We start from the raw sequence: 19,994 nt of genomic DNA on the forward strand, positions 1-19,994 counted from the left end.
GACTGCTGGGAGCGGCTGGTGACCTTACGGGTGGCGGTGGACTTCGGGACATCGAGCACCTGTGTGGTCGCGTCGGTGAACGGTCGTGAACCTCAGGTCGTCGTGGTGGACGGCCAGCCGCTGCTGCCGTCCGCCGTGTACGCGGCGCCGGACGGCACCCTGTTCGTCGGGCAGGAGGCGGAGCGGCAGGCCGCGGTCGACCCCTCGCGCTACGAGCCGAACCCGAAGCGCAGGATCGACGAGGGCGAGTTGCTGCTCGGCGACAGCGTGCTGCGCGTGGTCGACGTGGTGCACGCCGTGCTGCGGCGCGCGGTGGCCGAGGCGCGCAGGCTCGCGGCGGGTGCGGAGGTCGACCTGCTGGTGCTGACGCATCCGGCGGACTGGGGCGCGGTGCGTACCCGGCTGCTGCGCCAGGCCGCCGGGCAGCTGGCGCGCGAGGTGGCGCTGGTGCCCGAGCCGGTCGCGGCGGCGGTGTTCCATGCGGCGACGTTCGCGCCGACGGACGTGAGCCAGGAGCGCACGGTCGAGTTCAGCGGCAAGCCGGGGGACACGCTCGCGGTGCTGGACCTCGGTGGCGGCACGATCGACGTGAGCGTCGTGCGGCGCACGGCGGAGCGGGGGCGTCGGGGCGGCTTCGAGGTGCTGGCCACGCGCGGGGACCCGGGGTTCGGCGGCGCCGACATCGACCAGGCGCTGCTGGAGCACGTCGGGTCGCTGGTGTCGGCGGCGGATCAGGACGCGTGGGACCAGCTGGTGCAGGGCAGGGAGCTGACCGACCGGCGGCGCAGGCGCGTGCTGCGTCAGGACGTGCGCGGGGCGAAGGAGACGCTGTCCCGGCACGCCTACACGGATGTGCCGATGCCGCCGCCGTTCGCGGACGCGCACGTCACCAGGGAGGACCTGGAACGGCTGATCGCGGCGCCGCTGGGCCGGGCGGTGGAGCTGACGAGCGCGACGATCGAGGCGGCCGGGCTGCGGCCGAGGCAGTTGACGGCGATCTTCCTGGTGGGCGGGTCGAGCCGGATCCCGATGGTGTCGCGGCTGGTGCACGAGCGCACCGGGGTGGTGCCGACCACGCTCGACCAGCCGGAAACGGTCGTGGCCCGCGGGGCCCTCCGCGCGGTGCAACTGGTGGCCGGCCGCCCGGCCGCCCGCCCCGGCCCGCCCCCGACGGCGCATTTAGCGGGCAGAATGCGACCGGCGGGGGACCAGCGGACGGAGGTCGTCGGCAGGCCCGGGTATCCCGGCCGCCCCGCACCCGGGCCGCACCGGCCCGACCTCGGGCACCGGGCGCCGCCGCCCGGTCCCGCGAGCCAGCAGACGGTCACCATCGCCAAGCCCGCGGCGCCCGCCGCGACCGGCGGGCGCCGGAAGCTGTTCTGGTGGGGTGGCGGTGCGGTGGTGCTGGTGGCGGCGCTGGTGACCACGTTGCTGGTCGTGCTCAACGGTGGCTCCGAGCAGCCGGAGGGGCGGACGTTCGCCCAGTACGCCTACAAGTTCGTCGCCCCCTCCGACTGGACCCAGACCGGGGACAACGTGGCCGCCCGGCAGGTGGTGGTGAAGCCCGCCGACGCGCAGCAGCCCACCGACGACGACCTGGTGGTGGTGCAGGAGTTCGTCCTGTCCTACGACGGCGGCGTCCAACGGGACCGGCTCGTCGACGAACTCCGCGGGCAGATCGCTGCCCTGCCGGACCGGTTCCGCGACTTCTCCGCGGATTTCGCGTACGCGGGCAGGCGCGTCATCCACTACGTCGAGACGAAGGCCACCGCCACCGTCCACTGGTATGTGCTCGCGCACCGCACCGCGCAGGTCAGCGTGGGCTGCCAGGAGGCGGAGGTGCCCGCCCGGGTGCGGGCCGCGTGTGAGCAGATCGTCCGCACGCTCGAGTTCACGAACTGAGCGCGGCGGACGACCGGAGGGGAGGCCCGCGCTGTTCGCGGTGGCGCGGGACCCCGCTGGCCCCGCTCCCGCCGGGTGGTGAGTGAAGCCCGAGGCCGCGACCCCGCCGGGCGCATTCTGCGGGCAGAACGCGCCCGGCGGGGGCCAGGAAGGGGCACCGGTTCGCGCGCGCGAACGAAAGGGTGACGCCCCACCGAGTGAAGAAGACGAGGACTTTTCGCAAGCGCGAATCGTTCTCGGTGGCGACACGACGCGATGACGTGCCGGGAAACGGTGGGCGAATCGTTGCGACACGGCGATTCCCGCACCGCTCCGGCACCGCGTCACGACCGGTTCCGGCCGGCTCCGAAGTGGAGCATTCACGCTAGCAACTACTTGCACCCAGGTGGCGACAACGCGGAACCAACCATGGCAATGTCTCCGTCGTAGGGCCAGTACGAACGAACGACGTACAGGCGACCCACGAGTGAAGGGGGTAACTCCCGATGGCAGGCGGTTTTACCGGGACACCGGAGCAGTTCCAGCAGGCCTACCAGGACGTCGACGCGATCAAGGCGTCGATGGACCAGAACCTGAACCAGCTCCGCAACAACATCGAGGCGACGCAGGCCGGCTGGCAGGGCGAGGCGGCGAAGGCCTTCCAGAACGTGATGATGGCCTTCGACGAGAAGACCAGGAAGCTGAACGAGGCGCTCGCCAACATCGGTGAGCTGCTCCAGCAGTCCGGTGTGAAGTACCAGCAGGCTGAGGAGGAGCAGAACTCCGCCATCAGCAACATCGGCAACACGCTGAGCGGTCTCTGAGCCGCGGTCGGCGTTTCACCACGAATACCGAAGACTTCACGACACAACGGAGGGAAAAATGCCGAGCGGCATCGTTGTCGATTACGCCACCATCAACACTGCGGCGGAGGACTGCAAGCGCACCGGGTCCGAGCTGGACGCGCTGTTCGAGGACCTCAAGTCCCGTCTGGCTCCGCTGACCGACAGCTGGTCCGGTGAGGCCATGGAGGCCTGGATGAACGTGCAGAACGAGTGGAACCAGTCGCTGGACGAGATGAAGCAGGTTCTCGCGCAGATCGCCACCGCGCTGCCGCAGATCGCGGACGGCTACCAGGCCACCGACAAGGGCATCCAGGGGATGTTCTGATCGTTCGTGGAACCGGGATCGGGCCCGGCGCGTCTCGCGCCGCGGCCCGATTTCTCGTTTGTGGGGGTCAGCGCGGGGCGCCGACCTCGAACTCCGGCTGGTCGTTGAGCACCCGGATCGACACGGTCCTCGGCTTTCCCGCCACCTCCACCGAGCAGTCGAACGTGTGCCCCGTCTCGATCGGCTGCCCGTCCGGGCACTGGACGGCGCGCACGTCGTGCTCGCCGTAGCTGTCGCGCAGCACCTGCGCGACGCCTCGCTCGACGGAGCCGGCGTCGAGCACGTCGCCGCGGAACGCGCCCAGCAGCCACGCCGCCACGCCGCCGCCCGCCAGCACCAGCACCGCCGCGACGGCGATCAGCAGCGGTTTCCTCGACTTCCGCGGAGCCGGGGCCGGGCCGCCCGCACCGAACGCTCCGAAACCCCCGTACTGGGACTGGAAGCCGCCGCCGTACACGGGCGGCGGGTGTCCCGGCGCCGCCTGGCCGTGCGGCGGGCTCGGGGTGCCCTGCGGCTGCCACCAGCCCTGGGGCTGTCCTGGTGGTGGTTGTGTCATGGTTCTCCTCGTGGCTTCGGAGGCGGGCCGGGACGCTCAGCCGCCGCTGCTGGTGATCTCGTCCATGCGGCGGTAGAAGTCGTCGACCTCGGCCTGCGTCCGCAGTTCGGTGACCTCTTCCGGGTCGGGCACGTCGGGCAGATCGTCCTTCGTCGGCGGTTCGAGCACCCGGTAGTGCTCGTCGATCTCCACCTCGTGCCCGCCGGTCTCGATCAGCCCGGTCATCTCGATCTCGGTGAGCTTGCCGTCGGGGCCGAGCCGGATCCTGGTGTCGATGACCCCGTCGCGCATCTCCTCGGTGATGCGTTCGAGCGCCCAGTCCGGGAACACCACGACCCGTTCCTCCAGGAACGTGCGCAGCGTGATCTCGGCGGTCAGCTCGACGCTCCCGTCGGGCAGGCTCTTCGCGGTCTTCGCGGCGTGCCCGTCCCGCAGGGAGCGGCCCACGGCGCTGATCATCTTGCACACGGTGAGGTAGCCCGCCCAGAAGCACGGGCCGTAGCCGGCGTCGTCGTACGGTTCGGACACCCAGGGCGTCGGGGCGAGGCTCGCGTACTCGGGGCCGAGAAGGGTGTACTCGACGTCACTGCCCGCCGGATGGAAGTAGTCGCGATAGTCGGACGAGTCGCGGTTGGAGTGGTTCTTGACCAGCCGGGACGGCGGATCGCCGACCTGGATGGCGGTCAGCGTGAAGTCCGACTTCTTGTCGTCGATGCGGGCGAACGAGTCGTGCATGGTGTGCCGCGGCTCGGTGGCGGAGAAGTCCTCGTCGAGGCGCTCCAGGGACGCGGAGAACTTCGCGGTGACGTACTCGGCGGCCTGGTCGCCGTCGGGAACGGCGGTACCGGCACGGCCTCCCGAGCAGCCCGCGACGAGGATCATGGCCGCCGTGGCGGCGACGGCGGTGAGCCTTCGCCTACGCTGTGTCATGTCGTGGTTCCCCCGGTGAGTCTTGTCGCGCCGCGCTGGCGGGAAGACTAGTATGGATCGACGGCTCGACCCCCCGGCTGCACCCAGCTCCCGGTGACCGGGTATCTTCATAAGCTGTTGTGCGCGCACGAGCCGTCAGGTGCGCTGCCGCACGGACCCCACAAGCAATGTTGACGACGAGGTAGACCCTTGCCCACGTACAGCCCTAAGCCCGGCGACGTCACCCGTGCCTGGCACGTGATCGACGCCGAGGATGTCGTGCTCGGCCGGCTCGCGACCGAGGTCGCCACACTGCTGCGCGGCAAGCACAAGCCGACGTATGCCCCGCACGTGGACTCTGGTGACTTCGTCATCATCGTCAACGCCGACAAGGTGGCCCTGACCGGGAAGAAGCGCGAGCAGAAGTTCGCCTACCGGCACAGCGGCTACCCCGGCGGCCTGCGCAAGCGGTCGTTCGGCGAGCTTCTCGACACCCGGCCCGAGCGGCTGGTGGAGAAGGTCGTGAAGGGCATGCTGCCGAAGAACAAGCTGGGTCGTGCCCAGGCGAAGAAGCTCAAGGTCTACGCAGGCCCGGACCACCCGCACGCCGCGCAGAAGCCCCAGCCGCACGAGATCACCAAGATCGCTCAGGTGACCCAGTGAGTGAGGAACAGGTTGTGACCAGCACCGAGACCGAGGCCGCGGCAACCGACGCGGTCGTGACCACCGAGACGCCCGCCGCGCCGAAGCCGTCTCGTGCTGCCGGGGGTTCCGCGCAGACGGTGGGCCGTCGCAAGGAGGCCGTCGTCCGGGTGCGTGTCGTGCCCGGCACCGGCGAGTTCAAGCTCAACGGCAAGAGCCTCGAGCAGTACTTCCCGAACAAGGTCCACCAGCAGCTCATCCGCGAGCCGCTGGTCACGGTCGAGAAGCCGGACTCGTTCGACATCTTCGCGAACCTGCGCGGCGGTGGGCCCTCCGGGCAGGCGGGCGCGCTGCGTCTCGCCATCGCTAGGGCGCTGGCGGAGATCGACGGCGACGACCGTCCCGCGCTGAAGAAGGCAGGGTTCCTCACCCGGGACGCCCGCTCCACCGAGCGTAAGAAGTACGGCCTGAAGAAGGCCCGCAAGGCGCCGCAGTACAGCAAGCGCTGACCCGACTCACCGAAGCGCCCATCCGTGTTCACGGGTGGGCGCTTCGTGCTGTCCGGCCACACCCGCCCCGGCCGGGCGCGTTCTGCCCGCAGAAGTCGCCCGCCGCGCCCCCGGAAGGCGACTTCTGCGGGCAGAACGCGCTCCCAGTGGACCGGTCGGGGGGACGGGCGCGGGGGTCGCTAAGTTGTCGGGGCGCTTGCTCACGGACCACAGTGGTGGGATACGGGGGTCCCACGGAGAACACGGAGGCAGAGGACATGGCCCGCCTATTCGGCACCGACGGGGTGCGCGGCCTCGCGAACGCCGAGCTCACCCCCGAGCTCGCCCTGACCGTCGCCGCCAGCGCGGCCCGCGTGCTCGCCGCGCACGACCGCTCCCACCGCCCGGTCGCGGTCGTCGGCCGCGACCCCCGCGCCAGCGGCGAGATGCTCGAGGCCGCCGTCGTCGCGGGCCTCGCCTCCGCGGGCGCGGACGTGCTGCGGCTCGGCGTGCTCCCCACCCCCGCCGTCGCCCACCTCACCGCGGACCTCTCCGCCGACCTCGGCGTGATGATCTCCGCCTCCCACAACCCGATGCCCGACAACGGCATCAAGCTGTTCGGCGAGGGCGGGCACAAGCTCCCCGACGGCATCGAGGATGAGATCGAGGCGGGCCTCGCCGGCAACGGAACCCGCCCCACCGGCGCCGAGATCGGCCGGGTCGCCGACGCCACCGACGCCCTCGACCGCTACGCCGCGCACCTCGTCGCCGCCACCCCCCAGTCCCTCGCCGGGCTGCGCGTCGTCGTCGACTGCGCCAACGGCGCCGCGTCGTTCGCCGCCCCCGAGGTGTACCGGAAGGCGGGCGCCGAGGTCATCCCGCTGCACGCCGAGCCCGACGGCGTGAACATCAACGACGGCTGCGGCTCCACCCACCCCGAGTCCCTCCAGGCCGCCGTCCTCGAGCACGGCGCCGACCTGGGCATCGCCCACGACGGCGACGCCGACCGCTGCCTCGCCGTGGACGCGCAGGGCAACGTCGTCGACGGTGACCAGATCATGGCCGTGCTCGCCCTCGCCATGGCCGAGGCCGGTGAGCTCGCCGACACCACCCTGGTCGCCACCGTCATGAGCAACCTCGGCCTGCACCTCGCCATGCGCGAGCACGGCGTCACCCTGCGCACCACCGCCGTCGGCGACCGGTACGTCCTGGAGGAACTGCGGGCGGGCGGCTTCTCCCTCGGCGGCGAGCAGTCCGGTCACGTCGTCCTGCCCGGCTACGCCACCACCGGCGACGGCCTGCTCACCGCGCTGCGCCTGATGAGCCGGATCGCCCAGACCGGCAAGCCGCTGGCCGAGCTCGCGTCCGTGATGCGCCGGCTGCCCCAGGTGCTGGTCAACGTGCGCGTGGCCGACAAGGCCGCCGTCGCCGCCTCCGCGGCCGTCCGCGACGCCGTCGACGCCGTCACGGCCGAGCTCGGCGGTGAGGGCCGCGTGCTGCTGCGGCCCTCCGGCACCGAGCAGCTCGTGCGCGTCATGGTGGAGGCCCCCGCCCAGGAGACCGCCCAGGCCGCCGCCGACCGCCTCGCCGGGGTGGTGGCCTCCGCCTCCTGACCGGCCCGGAATGTGTGATTCCGGCCCGGCGACCGGCCCTCACCGGTACATTCTCTGTGCATGTGCGACGGCACCGGATGCCGCTCGCCCGCGTCGTAGTGGCGACGAGCGGCACGTGAGGACCACGAACAAAGGGGGAGCGCATGGCCGGTGGGCAGACGGTCGACCCGGGCAAACTGGACGCGGCCGGTTCGGCGTACAGCCAGGAAGGCGGCCAACTCACCAACGCGGGGTCCCGCATCGAGACCGGTGTCTCCATGGGGCAGGTCGGCAAGGCGTGGTCCGGCGTGGCGGCGCCGTACGCGGACGCGATCGGCAAGTACCGCGACAGCGTGACCACCTACGGGCAGAAGTCGACCGAGCTCGGCGGCAAGCTCACCAGCGCGGCCAGCGCCTACGAGCAGGGTGAAGAGGTCAGCCGCGAGACCATCGCCTCGAAGGGGGTCTGACCACCGTGGGCATCCTCGAGAGCGGCCCAATGCGGCAGCAGGTCGCCAACCAGGTGTTCAGTGACGGCGAGCTGGACCGGATGCGGTCGATGCTCGACGACCCGAACGTCTCGCCGGAGCACCGGCAGAACTTCCTCTACGCCCTGCAGAACGCGGGCAGGCTCAGCCCAGAGGAGGTGTTCCGGTACTCCGAGCAGGTCAAGGCCAACCCGATGGATGTGCTCGCGGGCGGCCAGGCCTTCGGCGAGAACATGCAGAACGCGCGCACCAGCCTCACCGGAGCCGAGGAGGACCAGTGGCGGGGCCGGGCGAGCCGCACCCAGGGCGACGTGGAAAGGGCACAGAACCGGCTCGGCCAGGGTTCCTACTCCACCTCCGACGAGATCATCGACGAGGCCGAGGTCGCGCTCCGGCTGTTCGACGACTTCCACCCCCGCTACGAGCGGGCCAGCGCGCTCGTCGGTGCCGCCTACTCCGACAGCTCGACCCAGCAGCCGCAGGTCGTCACCACCGACTTCTCCTCCGGAGCCGGAGCGGGCGGAGCGGGCATGGCGGCCTACCCCCACAGCGGTCTCGACCCGCAGAGCATCCGCAACGGCCTCGACGAGTTCCGCGGCATCGACTTCACCGCGTTCCGCGCCGACGCGGAAACCCTCAGCACCGCGCACCAGGTGGTCGGCGACGCGACCGACGCCATGGGGTCGTCCTGGAGCAGCAACACCGCGGACTGGACCGGCGACGCCAAGGCCGCGGCCGAACAGCTCAACAACCACCTGGTCCAAGGAGCGGGTGACCTCTCGCAGGCCCTGCGCACGGCACCCGAGAACATCACCCACACCGTCGACAACGCGATCCAGCAGAACGTCGTCAACTTCGCGCGGGCCGTGCTCGACCTCTACGGCGACGGCACCGTCGCCGGCCTCACCCCGCAGCAGGTGGACGCCTTCATCACGGCCAAGGAAGAGCTGCCCGCGCTTATCCAGGAGCTCGAGGCCAAAATTGAGGAGATCGAGAACGCGAACCTGTTCGACAGGTTCGCGGACATGCTCGGCGGCATCCTCGGGGGGATTGTCCGGATCATCGGCTCCATCAGCTTGGTCGGCATTGGCATCAACTTCGCCGAAGAAATCACCAAAGACAACATCCGCGAGGAGACCGAGAAGTTCCGCGCTGCGCTGACCGAGGCGGAGCGCCGGCTCGGTGAGTTCTGCACCGACTACCAGACGAAGGCCAGCTCGGTACACCAGCAGGGTGCCACGTACGTCAGCGGTATCCAGGACAACTACACCGCCCTGATCGAGGCGCTCAACCAGGGCCTCGAGCCCGACCCGTTCGCCTCCGTCGACACGGGTGGCCCCGGCGGGGAGGCGTCCGTGGACACCGGTGGCGGCACCGGCACCGGCACCGGCGGTGGTGTCGGCGGCGGGGGTGGCGTCCCCGGTGGCGGCGGGGGTGTCCCCGGCGGCGGGGGCGGCGTGCCCGGCGGGGGCGGAGGCAGCGTGCCCACCCCGGAGGAGACGACACCGCAGGGCACGAACCCGGTCACCGGCAAACCGCTGGAGGTGGACCCGGAGACCGGTGAGCCGTACCCGATCGATCCCGAGACCGGTGAGGCGATCAAGGACACCGGAGACGACCGCGACACGCTCACCGTCGAGCAGGGCGACCACAAGCTCACCATGACCGAGCCCGACGACCAGGGTGCGATGGAGATCTCCGTCGAGGACGGCGGCGGCGAGCTGAAGGAGTACCAGCTGGACTTCGGCGCCGAGGGCGAGCCGCCACGCGACGGGTTCGGTCCCCAGGGCTCGCCGGGCGGCGGGCAGCCCGGCGGCGAGCAGGTGTACCGGCCCGGACCGGACGGGAAGATCCACATCGAGGACGGCGACCTCACGATCACCGCCGAGCAACCCGAGGGACCCGACGGTCCCACCGTGGTCACGGTCGACGACGGCCAGGGCGAGCCGACCACGTACACGCTGGGCGCGAAGGACCAGGACAACGCCGCCGCGGAGCCGCCGCGCGAGAGCCGTGCCGGCACCCAGCCGGGTCGCGGGGAACCCGTCGGCGCGTCCGGCGGCACCGGCGCGGAGCCGCCCACCGCCCGGGCCGAGAGCGGGGAGGTGCCCACCGGCGACGGCGGTGGCAGGCCCGACGGCGGCGCGCAGACGGGCGGAGCCGACGGCGGGTTCACCCCCGCAGGGGAGACCGGACCGCCGCCCTCCGCCTCGGTGGCCGGAGGGATGACCGAGCCCGTCGGCGGTGACCTCTCCGGCTCGGCGGCCGGCACGGCCGACATGGCGGGCACGCCCGGCGGTGCCGCCGGGGCCGAGGCGACCGAGCCGCAGACGGCCGGTGCGGGCGGCGCCGGCGGGCACGGCATGGGCGGCGGAGGTGGCCTGGCGGCGGGCGGCGGCGAGCCGCTCGACCCCGGTTCCGCATCGGGCTCCGGCACCACGGCCGGTGGCGCGGGGCTCGGCGCCGCACCTGGTGGAACGGCCGAGCCGATGGCCGCGGCGTCCGCCCAGCAGGGCGCGGGCGGTGCCGGTGGCATGGGCATGATGGGCGGCATGGGTGGCATGGGTGGCGCCGGTGCGGGCGGCGGCGGTGACCAGGAACGCAGCAACCCGTACCGCATCGACGGCGGCGTGTTCGAGACCAGCCAGGCCAGCAGCCGGATCAGCGGCTCGCTCGGCGACGATACCGACCAGCCGGTCCAGTTCGGCCGGTGACCGGGACCGAAAGGATCCACCGATGACGATCTCCGGTGCCGACCCCGCACTCGTTCAGCGGCTGGCCGAGACCCAGAACCGGGTGCGGGACACCTCGGCGGGCATCGCCGAGCGGGTGCGGGAGCAGTCCCGGGCGGTGACCGAGGCCGCGGAGCAGCGCAAGGAGGCCAACGCGCGGCACAGCGCCGAGCTCGACCGGCGGGCCGAGGAGCGGCAGGGCGGCAAGGACGACCCGGCGGCGCGGAACCAGTGGCTCCAGCGCACCGAGACGCGGGAGACGACCTACCGGTTCGGCGACGACGAACCGGCGGCGGAGGCGTCGGGGCCGCAGCCGGCGCCGCGTTCCCCGGAGCCCCTGCCCCCGCCGCAGCCGCCGCTGCCGCCACGCGAGCCGGTCTCGCGGGGGCGCCACGCCCAGCGGGACCCCGACTTCGATGACGACGACTTCTCCAACAACAGCTGGCTGACGTGATCGCGCCGGGTCAGGCGGGGACGCGGTTGTCCAGGTCGAGCGGCGCGGCTTTGAGGTCGGCCTCCAGAAGCGGCCGGTAGCGGTCGGCGCCGCCGAGCTCGGCAAGGAAGAAGGCGGTGAACAGCGCGCGCACGGCACGCTGGGTGGCCCGGTGCGGCTTGCCGTGCACGAGCAGCTGCGTCCAGTGCGCGCCCTCCGTGACGCCCAGGTGGGTGGACTTCGGGAGGGTGCGCAGGCGACAGGGACCGGCCCAGGCCTTCGCGATGGCCTCGGCGTTGCCGGTGGCCGGCGCGACGAGGTCCTGCGCGGCGGCCAGGTGCAGGCCGGGCACGTCGAGGGTGGCGGCCGCCGTCGTGGCTTGCGGCAGGGTCTGCGCGGCGGCGACGGTCGCGACGGCGCGGACGTGTGGTTCGCCCTCGCCCGCCGCGGCCAGCACGGCGGCGCCGCCGCCGATGCCGTGGCCCGCGGCACCGAGCTTCTCGGGGTCCACGCTGATGCCGTCGGGACCGAGCCGCACCCCGCGCACGACGTCGAGGGTGGAGCGCAGGTCGGCGGCGAACAACCGGTGCGACGGCAGCGGGCCGGTGTGGGTCGCGGGCGCGGCGGCGACGATGCCCCAGCTGGCGAGGTGGCGCAGCAGTTCCCGGTAGCGGCCCGGAGGCTGCAGCCAGCCGTGCCCGAACGCGACGGCGGGCAGGTTGCGGCCCTCGCGCGGGGTGAACACGACGCCGGGGAGCCCGACGAGGGCGAGGTCGCCACGCAGCACCTCGTGCGGCCCGGGATACGACAGCTCCTCGAGCATCTGCTTGGGCTTGCTGGCCATGGCTGGAGAGTATCCGACCAGCCACTCCCCGGCAGACCCGGACGAACGGCGCCGCATTCTGCCCGCAGAAGTCGCCCCGGAGGCCTCCGACGAGCGCGTTCTGCGGGCAAAACGCGCCCGGGGCGAGCCGCGGAAGGGCCGTCACCCGGTCTCGTTACGCTGGAGGCTGTGTGTGGAATCGTGGGATATGTCGGACACCGGCAGGCGCTGGACGTCGTCCTCGGCGGACTGCGCCGGATGGAGTACCGGGGTTACGACTCGGCCGGGGTGGCCGTGCTGGACGGCGCGGGCAGCCTGACCGTCGAACGCAAGGCGGGCCGCCTCGGCAACCTCGAGGCGGAACTGGCCGCCACCGGCCAGGACCGGTTCGCGGGCACAGCGGGCATGGGACACACCCGGTGGGCGACCCACGGGCCGCCGGTGGACCGCAACTCCCATCCCCACCGGGACGCCACCCAGCGCGTCGCCGTGGTCCACAACGGCATCATCGAGAACTTCGCCGTCCTGCGCACCGAGCTGGAGGACGGCGGGGTCGAGTTCACCAGCGACACCGACACCGAGACCGTCGCCCACCTCGTCGCCCGCGCCTACCAGGACGGCGATACGGCGGGTGACCTCCCCGCCAGCGTGCGCGCCGTGTGCCGCCGGCTGGAGGGCGCCTTCACCCTCGTCGTGACCCACGCCGACCAGCCCGACGTCATCGTGGCCGCGCGCCGCTCCTCCCCGCTCGTCGTCGGCGTCGGTGACGGGGAGACCTTCGTCGCCTCCGACGTCGCGGCGTTCATCGAGCACACCAGGGACGCCGTCGAGCTCGGGCAGGACCAGGTCGTGGTCATCACCCGCGACGGCTACGACGTGACCGACTTCCTCGGCGAGCCGGCGCAGGCCAAGCCGTTCACCGTCGACTGGGACCTTTCGGCCGCCGAGAAGGGCGGCCACGAGTACTTCATGCTCAAGGAGATCGAGGAGCAGCCCGACGCCCTCGCCAACACCCTGCGCGGGCACTTCCAGTCGGGCCGCATCGTCCTCGACGAGCAGCGCATGTCCGACCAGGACCTGCGCGAGGTCGACAAGGTGTTCGTGGTGGCGTGCGGCTCCGCCTACCACTCGGGCCTGGTCGCCAAGTACGCCATCGAACACTGGTGCCGACTGCCCGTCGAGGTGGAGCTGGCGAGCGAGTTCCGCTACCGCGACCCGGTGCTCGACCGCGACACGCTGGTCGTGGCGGTGTCGCAGTCCGGGGAGACCGCCGACACCCTCGAGGCCGTCCGGCACGCGCGCGAGCAGAAGGCCAGGGTGCTCGCCGTCTGCAACACCAACGGCGCGCAGATCCCCCGCGAGTCCGACGCCGTGCTCTACACGCACGCGGGCCCGGAGATCGGTGTGGCCTCCACGAAGGCGTTCCTCGCCCAGATCGCCGCGAACTACCTCGTCGGCCTCGCGCTCGCCCAGGCCAGGGGCACCAAGTACCCGGACGAGGTGGCCCGCGAGTTCGCCGAGCTCGAGTCCATGTCCGCCGCCGTCCAGAAAGTACTGTCTACTGTGGATCAGGTCAGGGAGCTCGGGCAGCGCATGGCCGACTCCAAGGCGGTGCTGTTCCTCGGCAGGCACGTCGGTTACCCGGTGGCGCTGGAAGGCGCGCTCAAGCTCAAGGAGCTCGCCTACATGCACGCCGAGGGCTTCGCCGCGGGCGAGCTGAAGCACGGCCCGATCGCGCTCATCGAGGAGGGCCTGCCGGTGGTGGTCGTGATGCCCTCGCCGAAGGGCAGAGCCGTCCTGCACGCCAAGCTCGTCTCCAACATCAGCGAGATCCAGGCGCGTGGGGCCCGCACCATCGTCATCGCCGAGGAGGGCGACGAGACCGTGCGGCCGTTCGCCGACGAGCTGGTGGAGGTGCCCGCCGTGCCGACGCTGCTGCAGCCGCTGGTGTCCACGGTTCCGCTGCAGGTGCTCGCCGCCGAGATCGCCCGCACCCGCGGCTACGACGTGGACAAGCCGCGCAACCTGGCGAAGTCCGTGACGGTGGAGTAGACAGGCGCTGTGCGCGGAATCTGGACCACGGAGCACGTTCGCGCGGCCGAGGAGCGCCTGCTGGCGGTGACCCCCGAGGGCGCGCTCATGCGGCGGGCCGCTTTCGGCGTCGCCGTGCGGGCCGCCGAGATGCTGGCCGCGCACGCCGGGCGCGTGCCCGGGAGCCGGGTCACGCTGCTTGTCGGCGCCGGTAACAACGGTGGCGACGCGCTGTGGGCGGGCACGTTCCTGCGCAGGCGAGGCGTCGGCGTCTCGGCCGTCCTGCTGAACCCGGAGAAGGCGCACCCGCAGGGCCTCGCCGCGTTCCGGCGCGCCGGTGGCCGCGTCGCCACCTCCCGCGAAGGTCCACAGTGGATCGAGCGGGCGGATCTGGTGATCGACGGCATCGTGGGCATCTCGGCGAAGGGCTGCCTGCGCCCGGAGGCGGCCGCGCTGGTCGAGCACGTCGCCGCGCCCGTGCTGGCCGTCGACCTGCCCAGCGGCGTCGAACCGGACACCGGGGCCGTCGACGGTCCCGCCGTGCGCGCGGACCACACGGTCACGTTCGGCGCGTACAAGCCGGTGCACGTGCTGAACCCCGACCGCTGCGGCGAGGTCACGCTGGTCGACATCGGCCTGTCCGGCGAGCTGGGTGAGCCGGATTTGATGCGGCTCGACGCCGCCGACGTGGCCGGCGCGTGGCCGCTGCCCGGCCCCGCCGACAACAAGTACACGCAGGGTGTCGCCGGGGTCGCCGCGGGCTCGGCCACCTATCCCGGTGCCGCTGTGCTGGCCTCCGCGGCCGCCGTCCGGTCGACCTCCGGCATGGTGCGCTACGCCGGGCCCGCCGCGGACGTGGTCCGCTCGCACTGGCCGGAGGTGGTCGCCACCGGGTCGATCTTCGACGCGGGCCGGGTCCAGTCGTGGGTCGTCGGCCCGGGGATCGGCACCGGCCGCGACGGCCGGGACGTGCTGGCACACGCGCTGGGGCAGGGCGTCCCGGTGTGCGCCGACGCCGACGCGATCACGATCATCGCGCGCCACCCCGACGTGCTCGACGCCCGGGACCCCGGCACGCCGCTGGTGCTCACCCCGCATGACGGCGAGTTCGAACGGCTGACCGGCGCCCGGCCGGGCGCCGACCGGGTGCGGGCGGTGCGCGACGCCGCACGGCGGTTCGACGCGATCGTGCTGCTCAAGGGGCACACGACGATCGTCGGCCACCCCGGGGGTGCTGTGCTGGTCAACCGGGCACGCGGCTCGTGGCTGGCGACGGCCGGTTCCGGGGACGTGCTGTCCGGGCTCGTCGGGTCGCTGCTCGCGTCCGGGCTGGATCCGTGGCTCGCCGCCGGGGTGGCCGCGGACGTGCACTCCAGGGCGGGGCAGCTCGCCGCGGGCGGGGTGCCGGTGTCCGCGTCGGGCGTGCTCGCCGCTATCCCGGACGCGATCCGGCAGGCCCGCTCCCTGGAGCCGTGAACGGGCTCAGCCCGGGGCGCTTGGCCGTGCGGCCGTCGCCGGACGACCGGCCCCGCAGGCGGCGGTAGACCCACGGGCCGGCGAACGCGGCGAGCCAGCGGACCTCCGCGCCAACGACCCGCAAGCGTTTGCGCGGCTCGAGTGGGGGAAGTGGCCGGGTCCATGCGTCGTCGCTGTCCGGCAGCCCGAGCGCGTGCGCGACCGCGGCGGCGATGCGCTCGTGGCCGAGCGGGCTGGCGTGCAGCCGGTCGGGGCTCCACAGCCGGGGGTCGGTGGTGACGGCCTGGTCGAAGGTGTCGACGACCGCGACGTGGTGCCTGCCCGCGGCGGCCCGGATACGGGTGTTGAGGTCGAGCACGCGGTGCCGCAGGGGGCGGGCGAGCGGCGCGATCCGGCCGATGTCGGGGAAGGTGACGGTGACCACGTGCGCTCCGGCGCCGGTGAGGGCCGCGAACATCTCCTCGAGCGAGGCGGCCACGGCCGTGGCGTCGAAGTCGCGCCGGAGCAGGTCATTCATGCCGGCGACGACGGTGGCGAGGTCGGGGTGCAAGGCGAGCGCGGGGCCGAGTTGCTCGGCGCGGACCTGCGCCGCGCGGCGGCCGCGGACCGCGAGGTTGGCGTACTCGAGACCGGGTTCGAGCCGGGCGAGGTGCTCGGCGAGCCGGTCGGCCCAGCCGCGGTAGCCGCGTGTCGCGTCACCGTCGCCGAGTCCCTCGGTCTGGCTGTCGCCGAGGGCGACGTAGCGGGTGTAGGTCATGGGTGGCTCCCGGTCCGGGCCCGCTGCCGCAGCACGCGGGCGGTGTCGACGCACCAGTCGTGGACCGTCCGCTCCAGCCGGCAGCCCGCGAGGCAGGTGAGGTAGGGGCCGACGCGCTCGCCGTCGCGCAGGAACGTCTCCTCGTCGGTGTCCTGCCGCAGTTCGCGCAGCGTGCGCTCGTAGAGGGCGAGCTTGGCGGCGGCCGTCGAGGCGCGTTCGGCCAGCTGCGCGAGGACGGGTTCCGGGTCGACGTGGTCGACGGCGTGCACCTTGACGGCGAGGTCGTCGCGCAGGACGAGCGGCTTGGCGGGGGCCGACGCGAACCGTTCGAGCTCGGCGACGCCCGCCCCGGTGAGGGTGAACAGCCGCTTGTTGGGCCGGTGCCGCTGGATGACCTGCCTGCCCGTGATCAGCCCGTCGCGCTCGAGCTTCGCCAGCTCGCCGTAGAGCTGCTGCGGGGCGGCGTACCAGAAGTTGGCCACGCCGACGTCGAAGACCTTAGCGAGCTGGTAGCCGCTGTACTCACCGTCGAGCAGTGCCGCGAGCACCGCGTGCCGGAGCGCCATCCCCACCTCCCGATAGTCAAAAACCAGACTACTCACAAACTTGACTACGAGCCCGTCCCGGGCGACTTCTGCGGGCAAAACGCGACCGGCGCGGGGCGGGGAGGGTAGAGTTATCGAATTATGTGTTAACAAAGGTGAGATTGTCTGGTAAAAATGCAGCCGCATGCGCAGCGGTGCATGACTCCCCACCAGGCCCACCGGAGGAACGATGACCCAGCGCGGGGTACTCGACCGGAGGACGCTGCTCCGCGGCGCCGCCGGCCTCGCCGCATTCTGCGGGCTGAACGCGGCGAGCGCGGCGTGCGGCGGCAGGAAGGACGCGGTCCGGATCGCCACCGACGACCGGTGGCGGCAGTTCGCGGGCACGACACTGAACTTCATCTCGGAGAACACCGCCCCGACCGCCGCGATCGCCGCCAACCTGCGGCCCTTCACCGAGCTCACCGGCATCAACGTCAACATCGTCACGCTGGAACTCACCGCGCTCGTCCAGAAGGTCGCCCTCGACCTCGCGGGCGGCGAGTCGCAGTACCACGTGATCTACGCCGACCCCTACCAGGTGCTCGCGCCCTACTCGAAGGGCCTGGTCGACCTGCGGGAACTCGCCGCCGACAGCTCCCTGCCCGGGTTGGAGGGCGGCTTCGCCGACTTCATCCCCACGCAGTTGGACGCGGCGGGCCGGTTCGGCGGTGGTGACGAGATCTTCGCGCTGCCCTACGACTGCCCGACGATGGTCTGGCAGTACCGCGCCGACCTGTTCGCCAAGCACCACGACCGGATGGCCGACGACCTCGGCTTCGACCCCACGCCCGGCGCCGAACGTACCTGGGAGGAGTACTTCCGCATCGCGCGCTGGTTCAACGACAACACCGACGACGTCGCCTACGGCACCGGTCACCAGGCCAAGCAGCACGACTCCCTGCAGTGCGACTTCTCCAACGTCCTCTGGGCTTTCGGCGGGGACTACTTCGACCACGGCGACCGGCTCGGCCGCTACGGCACCGTCGAACCCGGCGACTGCAGGCTCGACACCGACCCCGCCATCGAGGCCGCGCAGTTCTACCGGCGGCTGCTCTCGATCGCCGACCCCTCGTCACGCACCTGGGACTGGAACGGACTCGCGCCCGCGCTGACCTCGGGCCGCATCGCGATGTGCCCGAACTGGCACGAGTACGCCGCGGGCAACGAGCAGGCCATGCCGGGGAAGTTCGGCTACGCGCCGCTGCCCCGCGGCACCGCCCGCAGCGCCAACATCTACGGCGGCACCGGCATCGCCATCAACGGGAACACCCTGCCGAACGAGCGCCGCGCCGCGTGGCTGTTCGTCAACTGGGCCACCGCTCCCCGCACCCAGCTCGCCAACCTCGCCAGCGACGCCGGCGGCGGCACACCCACCCGTGAGTCGGTGTACGCCCTGCCCGAGGTGCGGGCGGCCGAGCAGCGGCCGAGCGACCTGCCGAACATCCTCACCGCGCCCGCCGTCCGGAAGGCCTGGCAGCCCGAGAACATCGGCCTCCGGCCGAAGATTCCGATGTGGAACGAGTGCGACACCGCCATCTACACGCAACTGTCCAAGATGCTCGCCGGTGACCTCTCGCCCGCGGACGCCATGCGCGAGACCACGGCACGCATCAACCGCATCACCGACCGGGGGTGGTCCGCATGAGCCTCACCGCCACCACACCGGCGCGGAACGCCGCCCCGCCACAGCGGCGCGGCGCACCGCGCCGGAGCCGGTTCGGCTTCCACGCCCGCATGATGGCGCCCGGCATCCTGCTGCTCGCCGTCCTCTCGCTCATCCCGCTGTTCACGGTCATCGCGATGAGCGTGTCCCAGGTCCGCCTCCTCGGCGGCGTGTCGTTCGGTTTCGTCGGCGCCGAGAACTGGGCCCGCTTCCTCACCGACGTGGACCTCGCGCTGCAGTGGGTGCGCACGCTCGTGTTCTTCGTGCTCACCGTCGGGCTGGAGATGCTCCTCGGTGTCGGGCTCGCCCTGTGCCTGTGGAAACTCCTGCGGGGCCGCAACGCCGTGCTCGGTCTGCTGCTGCTGCCGATGTTCGTCGCTCCCGTCATCGTCGGGCTGCTCGGCCGGTTCCTCACCGACTCGACGTTCGGGCTCTACCACTGGCTGCTCGGCCTCGCCGGTTTCGAGGGCGACCTGCTCGGCGGCACCTACTCGGCGTTCGCCGCCGTGGTCCTCATGGACGTGTGGCAGTGGACGCCGCTCATCACGCTCATCGCGCTGGCCGGCCTCACCTCGGTGCCGCAGAGCATCCGGGAGGCCGCCGCACTCGACGGAGCCAGCGGCTGGCAGGCGCTGCGCTCGATCATCCTGCCCTCGATCTCCGGTGTGCTGCTGGTGGCGCTGCTCATCCGCGCCATGGACGCCATCCGGTACTTCGACATCATCGCCGTGACCACGAACGGGGGCCCGGCCGACGCGACGAAGGTCGTGCCGATCCGCCTCTACGAGACCGCGTTCCGCTTCTTCGACCTCGGCTACGCGGCGGTGATCGGGCTCGTGATGCTCGCGGTGACCGTCGCGATCGCCCGCGCGTTCGTGGGCATCCTCGAATCCAAGGGGCTGACCCGATGACCACGACCACCACCATGCCGATCGACCGCAGCCCGCGCCGCGTCCGCGCCGGGGTGGCCGTGCTGCTCGCCGTCGCTCTGTTGTGGACGCTGGTGCCGCTGGTGTGGATGGCGCTGTCGTCGTTCAAGTCCGACACCGACGTCACCTCGGCGGAACCCACGTTCGTCTTCGAGCCGACGCTGGAGAACTACGCGAGCCTGTTCTCCGGAGCCAACAACCTCGGCCCGTACATCCTGCACAGCGTGCTCGCCGCCGGGATCTCGTCCGTGCTCGCCACCGTCCTCGGCGCGCTCGCCGGATACGGCCTCGCCGGCAGCCGGATGCGGGGCAAGAAGCACGTCGCGTTCTGGATCATCAGCACCCGCATGGCGCCCATCGCCGTGGTGGTGCTGCCACTGTTCCTGCTCTTCCGCGGCGCCGGGCTGATCGACTCGATCCCCGGCCTGATCCTGGCCTACCTGACGTTCAACCTGCCGTTCGCGATCTGGCTGATGAGCGCGTTCTTCTCGCAGGTGCCGCCCGCGCTGGAGGAGTCGGCGCTCGTCGCCGGATGCACGCGCTGGCAGGCGTTCCGGCACGTCGTGCTGCCGCTGACCAAGTCCGGCCTGGTGACGACGTTCGTGCTGTGCCTGGTGTTCTCGTGGAACGACTACGCGTTCGCGCTCGTGTTCAGCGGGCCGCACTCGCAGACCCTGCCCATGGCCGCCGACCAGCTGGTGACCCAGACTGGTATCGACTGGGGGCAGCTCACCGCGATCGGCACGATCGTGGTGTTGCCGATGCTCGTCGCCGGGCTGGCGGTCCGCCGCTGGCTGGTGACCGGACTGACGTTGGGAGCCGTGACCGGTGAGTGAC

General features: G+C 72.0%; 19 protein-coding genes. 14 read left to right on the plus strand and 5 right to left on the minus strand.

Annotated elements, in window-relative coordinates; translation table 11 throughout:
- The first annotated feature begins 18 nt into the window (after nt 1-18).
- The 3 genes from B0I33_RS27520 (at nt 19) to B0I33_RS27530 (ending at nt 3,051) form a co-directional block, all read left to right on the plus strand.
- The gene (locus B0I33_RS27520) at nt 19-1,902 is read left to right on the plus strand and encodes a type VII secretion-associated protein (protein WP_106181960.1); all 1,884 of its coding nucleotides are present in this window, start codon (nt 19-21) and stop codon (nt 1,900-1,902) included.
- 485 nt (nt 1,903-2,387) lie between these two features.
- Nucleotides 2,388-2,705, plus strand: coding sequence for a WXG100 family type VII secretion target (locus B0I33_RS27525; protein WP_106181962.1), 318 nt, complete (start codon nt 2,388-2,390; stop codon nt 2,703-2,705).
- 58 nt (nt 2,706-2,763) lie between these two features.
- Nucleotides 2,764-3,051 (plus strand): WXG100 family type VII secretion target, encoded by a 288-nt coding sequence (locus B0I33_RS27530; RefSeq protein WP_106181963.1) that lies wholly within the window; start codon nt 2,764-2,766, stop codon nt 3,049-3,051.
- A gap of 67 nt (nt 3,052-3,118) precedes the next feature.
- Here the strand turns inward: B0I33_RS27530 and B0I33_RS27535 are convergent, their stop codons facing one another.
- Both B0I33_RS27535 and B0I33_RS27540 read right to left on the minus strand, forming a co-directional pair.
- Nucleotides 3,119-3,607, minus strand: a complete 489-nt coding sequence (locus B0I33_RS27535; protein WP_106181965.1) for a DUF4333 domain-containing protein — start codon at nt 3,605-3,607, stop codon at nt 3,119-3,121.
- 36 nt (nt 3,608-3,643) lie between these two features.
- Nucleotides 3,644-4,537 (minus strand): hypothetical protein, encoded by an 894-nt coding sequence (locus tag B0I33_RS27540; protein WP_106181967.1) that lies wholly within the window; start codon nt 4,535-4,537, stop codon nt 3,644-3,646.
- Nucleotides 4,538-4,726: 189 nt separating this feature from the next.
- Here B0I33_RS27540 and rplM point away from each other — a divergent pair, with 189 nt between their 5' ends.
- The 6 genes from rplM (at nt 4,727) to B0I33_RS27570 (ending at nt 10,912) form a co-directional block, all read left to right on the plus strand.
- The gene (rplM, locus tag B0I33_RS27545) at nt 4,727-5,179 is read left to right on the plus strand and encodes a 50S ribosomal protein L13 (protein WP_106181968.1); all 453 of its coding nucleotides are present in this window, start codon (nt 4,727-4,729) and stop codon (nt 5,177-5,179) included.
- Nucleotides 5,180-5,193: 14 nt separating this feature from the next.
- Nucleotides 5,194-5,667, plus strand: coding sequence for a 30S ribosomal protein S9 (gene rpsI, locus B0I33_RS27550; RefSeq protein WP_106181970.1), 474 nt, complete (start codon nt 5,194-5,196; stop codon nt 5,665-5,667).
- A 257-nt stretch (nt 5,668-5,924) separates the two neighbouring features.
- Nucleotides 5,925-7,259, plus strand: a complete 1,335-nt coding sequence (gene glmM, locus B0I33_RS27555; protein WP_106181972.1) for a phosphoglucosamine mutase — start codon at nt 5,925-5,927, stop codon at nt 7,257-7,259.
- Nucleotides 7,260-7,402: 143 nt separating this feature from the next.
- Nucleotides 7,403-7,708 (plus strand): WXG100 family type VII secretion target, encoded by a 306-nt coding sequence (locus tag B0I33_RS27560; protein WP_106181973.1) that lies wholly within the window; start codon nt 7,403-7,405, stop codon nt 7,706-7,708.
- A 29-nt stretch (nt 7,709-7,737) separates the two neighbouring features.
- Entirely contained in the window at nt 7,738-10,440 is a 2,703-nt protein-coding gene (locus B0I33_RS27565) for a WXG100 family type VII secretion target (protein ID WP_106181975.1), read from the plus strand.
- Between the two features lie 22 nt (nt 10,441-10,462).
- Nucleotides 10,463-10,912 carry a hypothetical protein gene (locus B0I33_RS27570; protein WP_106181976.1) on the plus strand — a complete coding sequence of 150 codons (450 nt, stop codon included), beginning with the start codon at nt 10,463-10,465 and terminating at the stop codon, nt 10,910-10,912.
- Nucleotides 10,913-10,922: 10 nt separating this feature from the next.
- Here the strand turns inward: B0I33_RS27570 and B0I33_RS27575 are convergent, their stop codons facing one another.
- Nucleotides 10,923-11,735, minus strand: coding sequence for a poly(ethylene terephthalate) hydrolase family protein (locus B0I33_RS27575; RefSeq protein WP_106181978.1), 813 nt, complete (start codon nt 11,733-11,735; stop codon nt 10,923-10,925).
- A gap of 168 nt (nt 11,736-11,903) precedes the next feature.
- Between B0I33_RS27575 and glmS the strand changes: the two genes are divergently transcribed.
- Together glmS and B0I33_RS27585 are read left to right on the plus strand one after the other, a co-directional pair.
- Nucleotides 11,904-13,766, plus strand: coding sequence for a glutamine--fructose-6-phosphate transaminase (isomerizing) (gene glmS, locus B0I33_RS27580; protein WP_106181979.1), 1,863 nt, complete (start codon nt 11,904-11,906; stop codon nt 13,764-13,766).
- A 9-nt stretch (nt 13,767-13,775) separates the two neighbouring features.
- Nucleotides 13,776-15,221 (plus strand): NAD(P)H-hydrate dehydratase, encoded by a 1,446-nt coding sequence (locus B0I33_RS27585; protein ID WP_106181981.1) that lies wholly within the window; start codon nt 13,776-13,778, stop codon nt 15,219-15,221.
- Here the strand turns inward: B0I33_RS27585 and B0I33_RS27590 are convergent.
- The gene (locus B0I33_RS27590) at nt 15,178-15,978 is read right to left on the minus strand and encodes an SGNH/GDSL hydrolase family protein (protein WP_106181983.1); all 801 of its coding nucleotides are present in this window, start codon (nt 15,976-15,978) and stop codon (nt 15,178-15,180) included. The genes B0I33_RS27585 and B0I33_RS27590 overlap by 44 nt on opposite strands.
- Nucleotides 15,975-16,544, minus strand: a complete 570-nt coding sequence (locus B0I33_RS27595) for a PadR family transcriptional regulator (RefSeq protein ID WP_106181984.1) — start codon at nt 16,542-16,544, stop codon at nt 15,975-15,977. Before B0I33_RS27595 ends, B0I33_RS27590 begins: the two co-directional genes overlap by 4 nt.
- Nucleotides 16,545-16,752: 208 nt before the next feature.
- Here B0I33_RS27595 and B0I33_RS27600 point away from each other — a divergent pair, with 208 nt between their 5' ends.
- The 3 genes from B0I33_RS27600 to B0I33_RS27610 are packed head-to-tail and all read left to right on the plus strand — an operon-like array spanning nt 16,753 to nt 19,993.
- Entirely contained in the window at nt 16,753-18,210 is a 1,458-nt protein-coding gene (locus B0I33_RS27600; protein ID WP_106181986.1) for an extracellular solute-binding protein, read from the plus strand.
- Nucleotides 18,207-19,139, plus strand: a complete 933-nt coding sequence (locus tag B0I33_RS27605) for a carbohydrate ABC transporter permease (RefSeq protein WP_106182069.1) — start codon at nt 18,207-18,209, stop codon at nt 19,137-19,139. Before B0I33_RS27600 ends, B0I33_RS27605 begins: the two co-directional genes overlap by 4 nt.
- Complete coding sequence (locus tag B0I33_RS27610) at nt 19,136-19,993, plus strand: carbohydrate ABC transporter permease (protein WP_245901133.1); 858 nt, start codon at nt 19,136-19,138, stop codon at nt 19,991-19,993. The genes B0I33_RS27605 and B0I33_RS27610 overlap by 4 nt, the downstream gene beginning before the upstream one ends.
- Nucleotide 19,994: the final 1 nt, after the last annotated feature.

Source organism: Prauserella shujinwangii, assembly GCF_003001955.1.
Lineage (GTDB): Bacteria > Actinomycetota > Actinomycetes > Mycobacteriales > Pseudonocardiaceae > Qaidamihabitans > Qaidamihabitans shujinwangii.

Bases quoted from the DNA above. Each gene is read 5' to 3' on its own strand.
- B0I33_RS27525 (WP_106181962.1), top strand. From the start codon at position 2,388: ATGGCAGGCGGTTTTACCGGGACACCGGAGCAGTTCCAGCAGGCCTAC.
- B0I33_RS27530 (WP_106181963.1), top strand. From the start codon at position 2,764: ATGCCGAGCGGCATCGTTGTCGATTACGCCACCATCAACACTGCGGCG.
- B0I33_RS27535 (WP_106181965.1), bottom strand. From the start codon at position 3,607: ATGACACAACCACCACCAGGACAGCCCCAGGGCTGGTGGCAGCCGCAG.
- B0I33_RS27540 (WP_106181967.1), bottom strand. From the start codon at position 4,537: ATGACACAGCGTAGGCGAAGGCTCACCGCCGTCGCCGCCACGGCGGCC.
- glmM (WP_106181972.1), top strand. From the start codon at position 5,925: ATGGCCCGCCTATTCGGCACCGACGGGGTGCGCGGCCTCGCGAACGCC.
- B0I33_RS27560 (WP_106181973.1), top strand. From the start codon at position 7,403: ATGGCCGGTGGGCAGACGGTCGACCCGGGCAAACTGGACGCGGCCGGT.
- B0I33_RS27565 (WP_106181975.1), top strand. From the start codon at position 7,738: ATGCGGCAGCAGGTCGCCAACCAGGTGTTCAGTGACGGCGAGCTGGAC.
- B0I33_RS27570 (WP_106181976.1), top strand. From the start codon at position 10,463: ATGACGATCTCCGGTGCCGACCCCGCACTCGTTCAGCGGCTGGCCGAG.
- B0I33_RS27575 (WP_106181978.1), bottom strand. From the start codon at position 11,735: ATGGCCAGCAAGCCCAAGCAGATGCTCGAGGAGCTGTCGTATCCCGGG.
- B0I33_RS27590 (WP_106181983.1), bottom strand. From the start codon at position 15,978: ATGACCTACACCCGCTACGTCGCCCTCGGCGACAGCCAGACCGAGGGA.
- B0I33_RS27595 (WP_106181984.1), bottom strand. From the start codon at position 16,544: ATGGCGCTCCGGCACGCGGTGCTCGCGGCACTGCTCGACGGTGAGTAC.
- B0I33_RS27600 (WP_106181986.1), top strand. From the start codon at position 16,753: ATGACCCAGCGCGGGGTACTCGACCGGAGGACGCTGCTCCGCGGCGCC.
- B0I33_RS27605 (WP_106182069.1), top strand. From the start codon at position 18,207: ATGAGCCTCACCGCCACCACACCGGCGCGGAACGCCGCCCCGCCACAG.
- B0I33_RS27610 (WP_245901133.1), top strand. From the start codon at position 19,136: ATGACCACGACCACCACCATGCCGATCGACCGCAGCCCGCGCCGCGTC.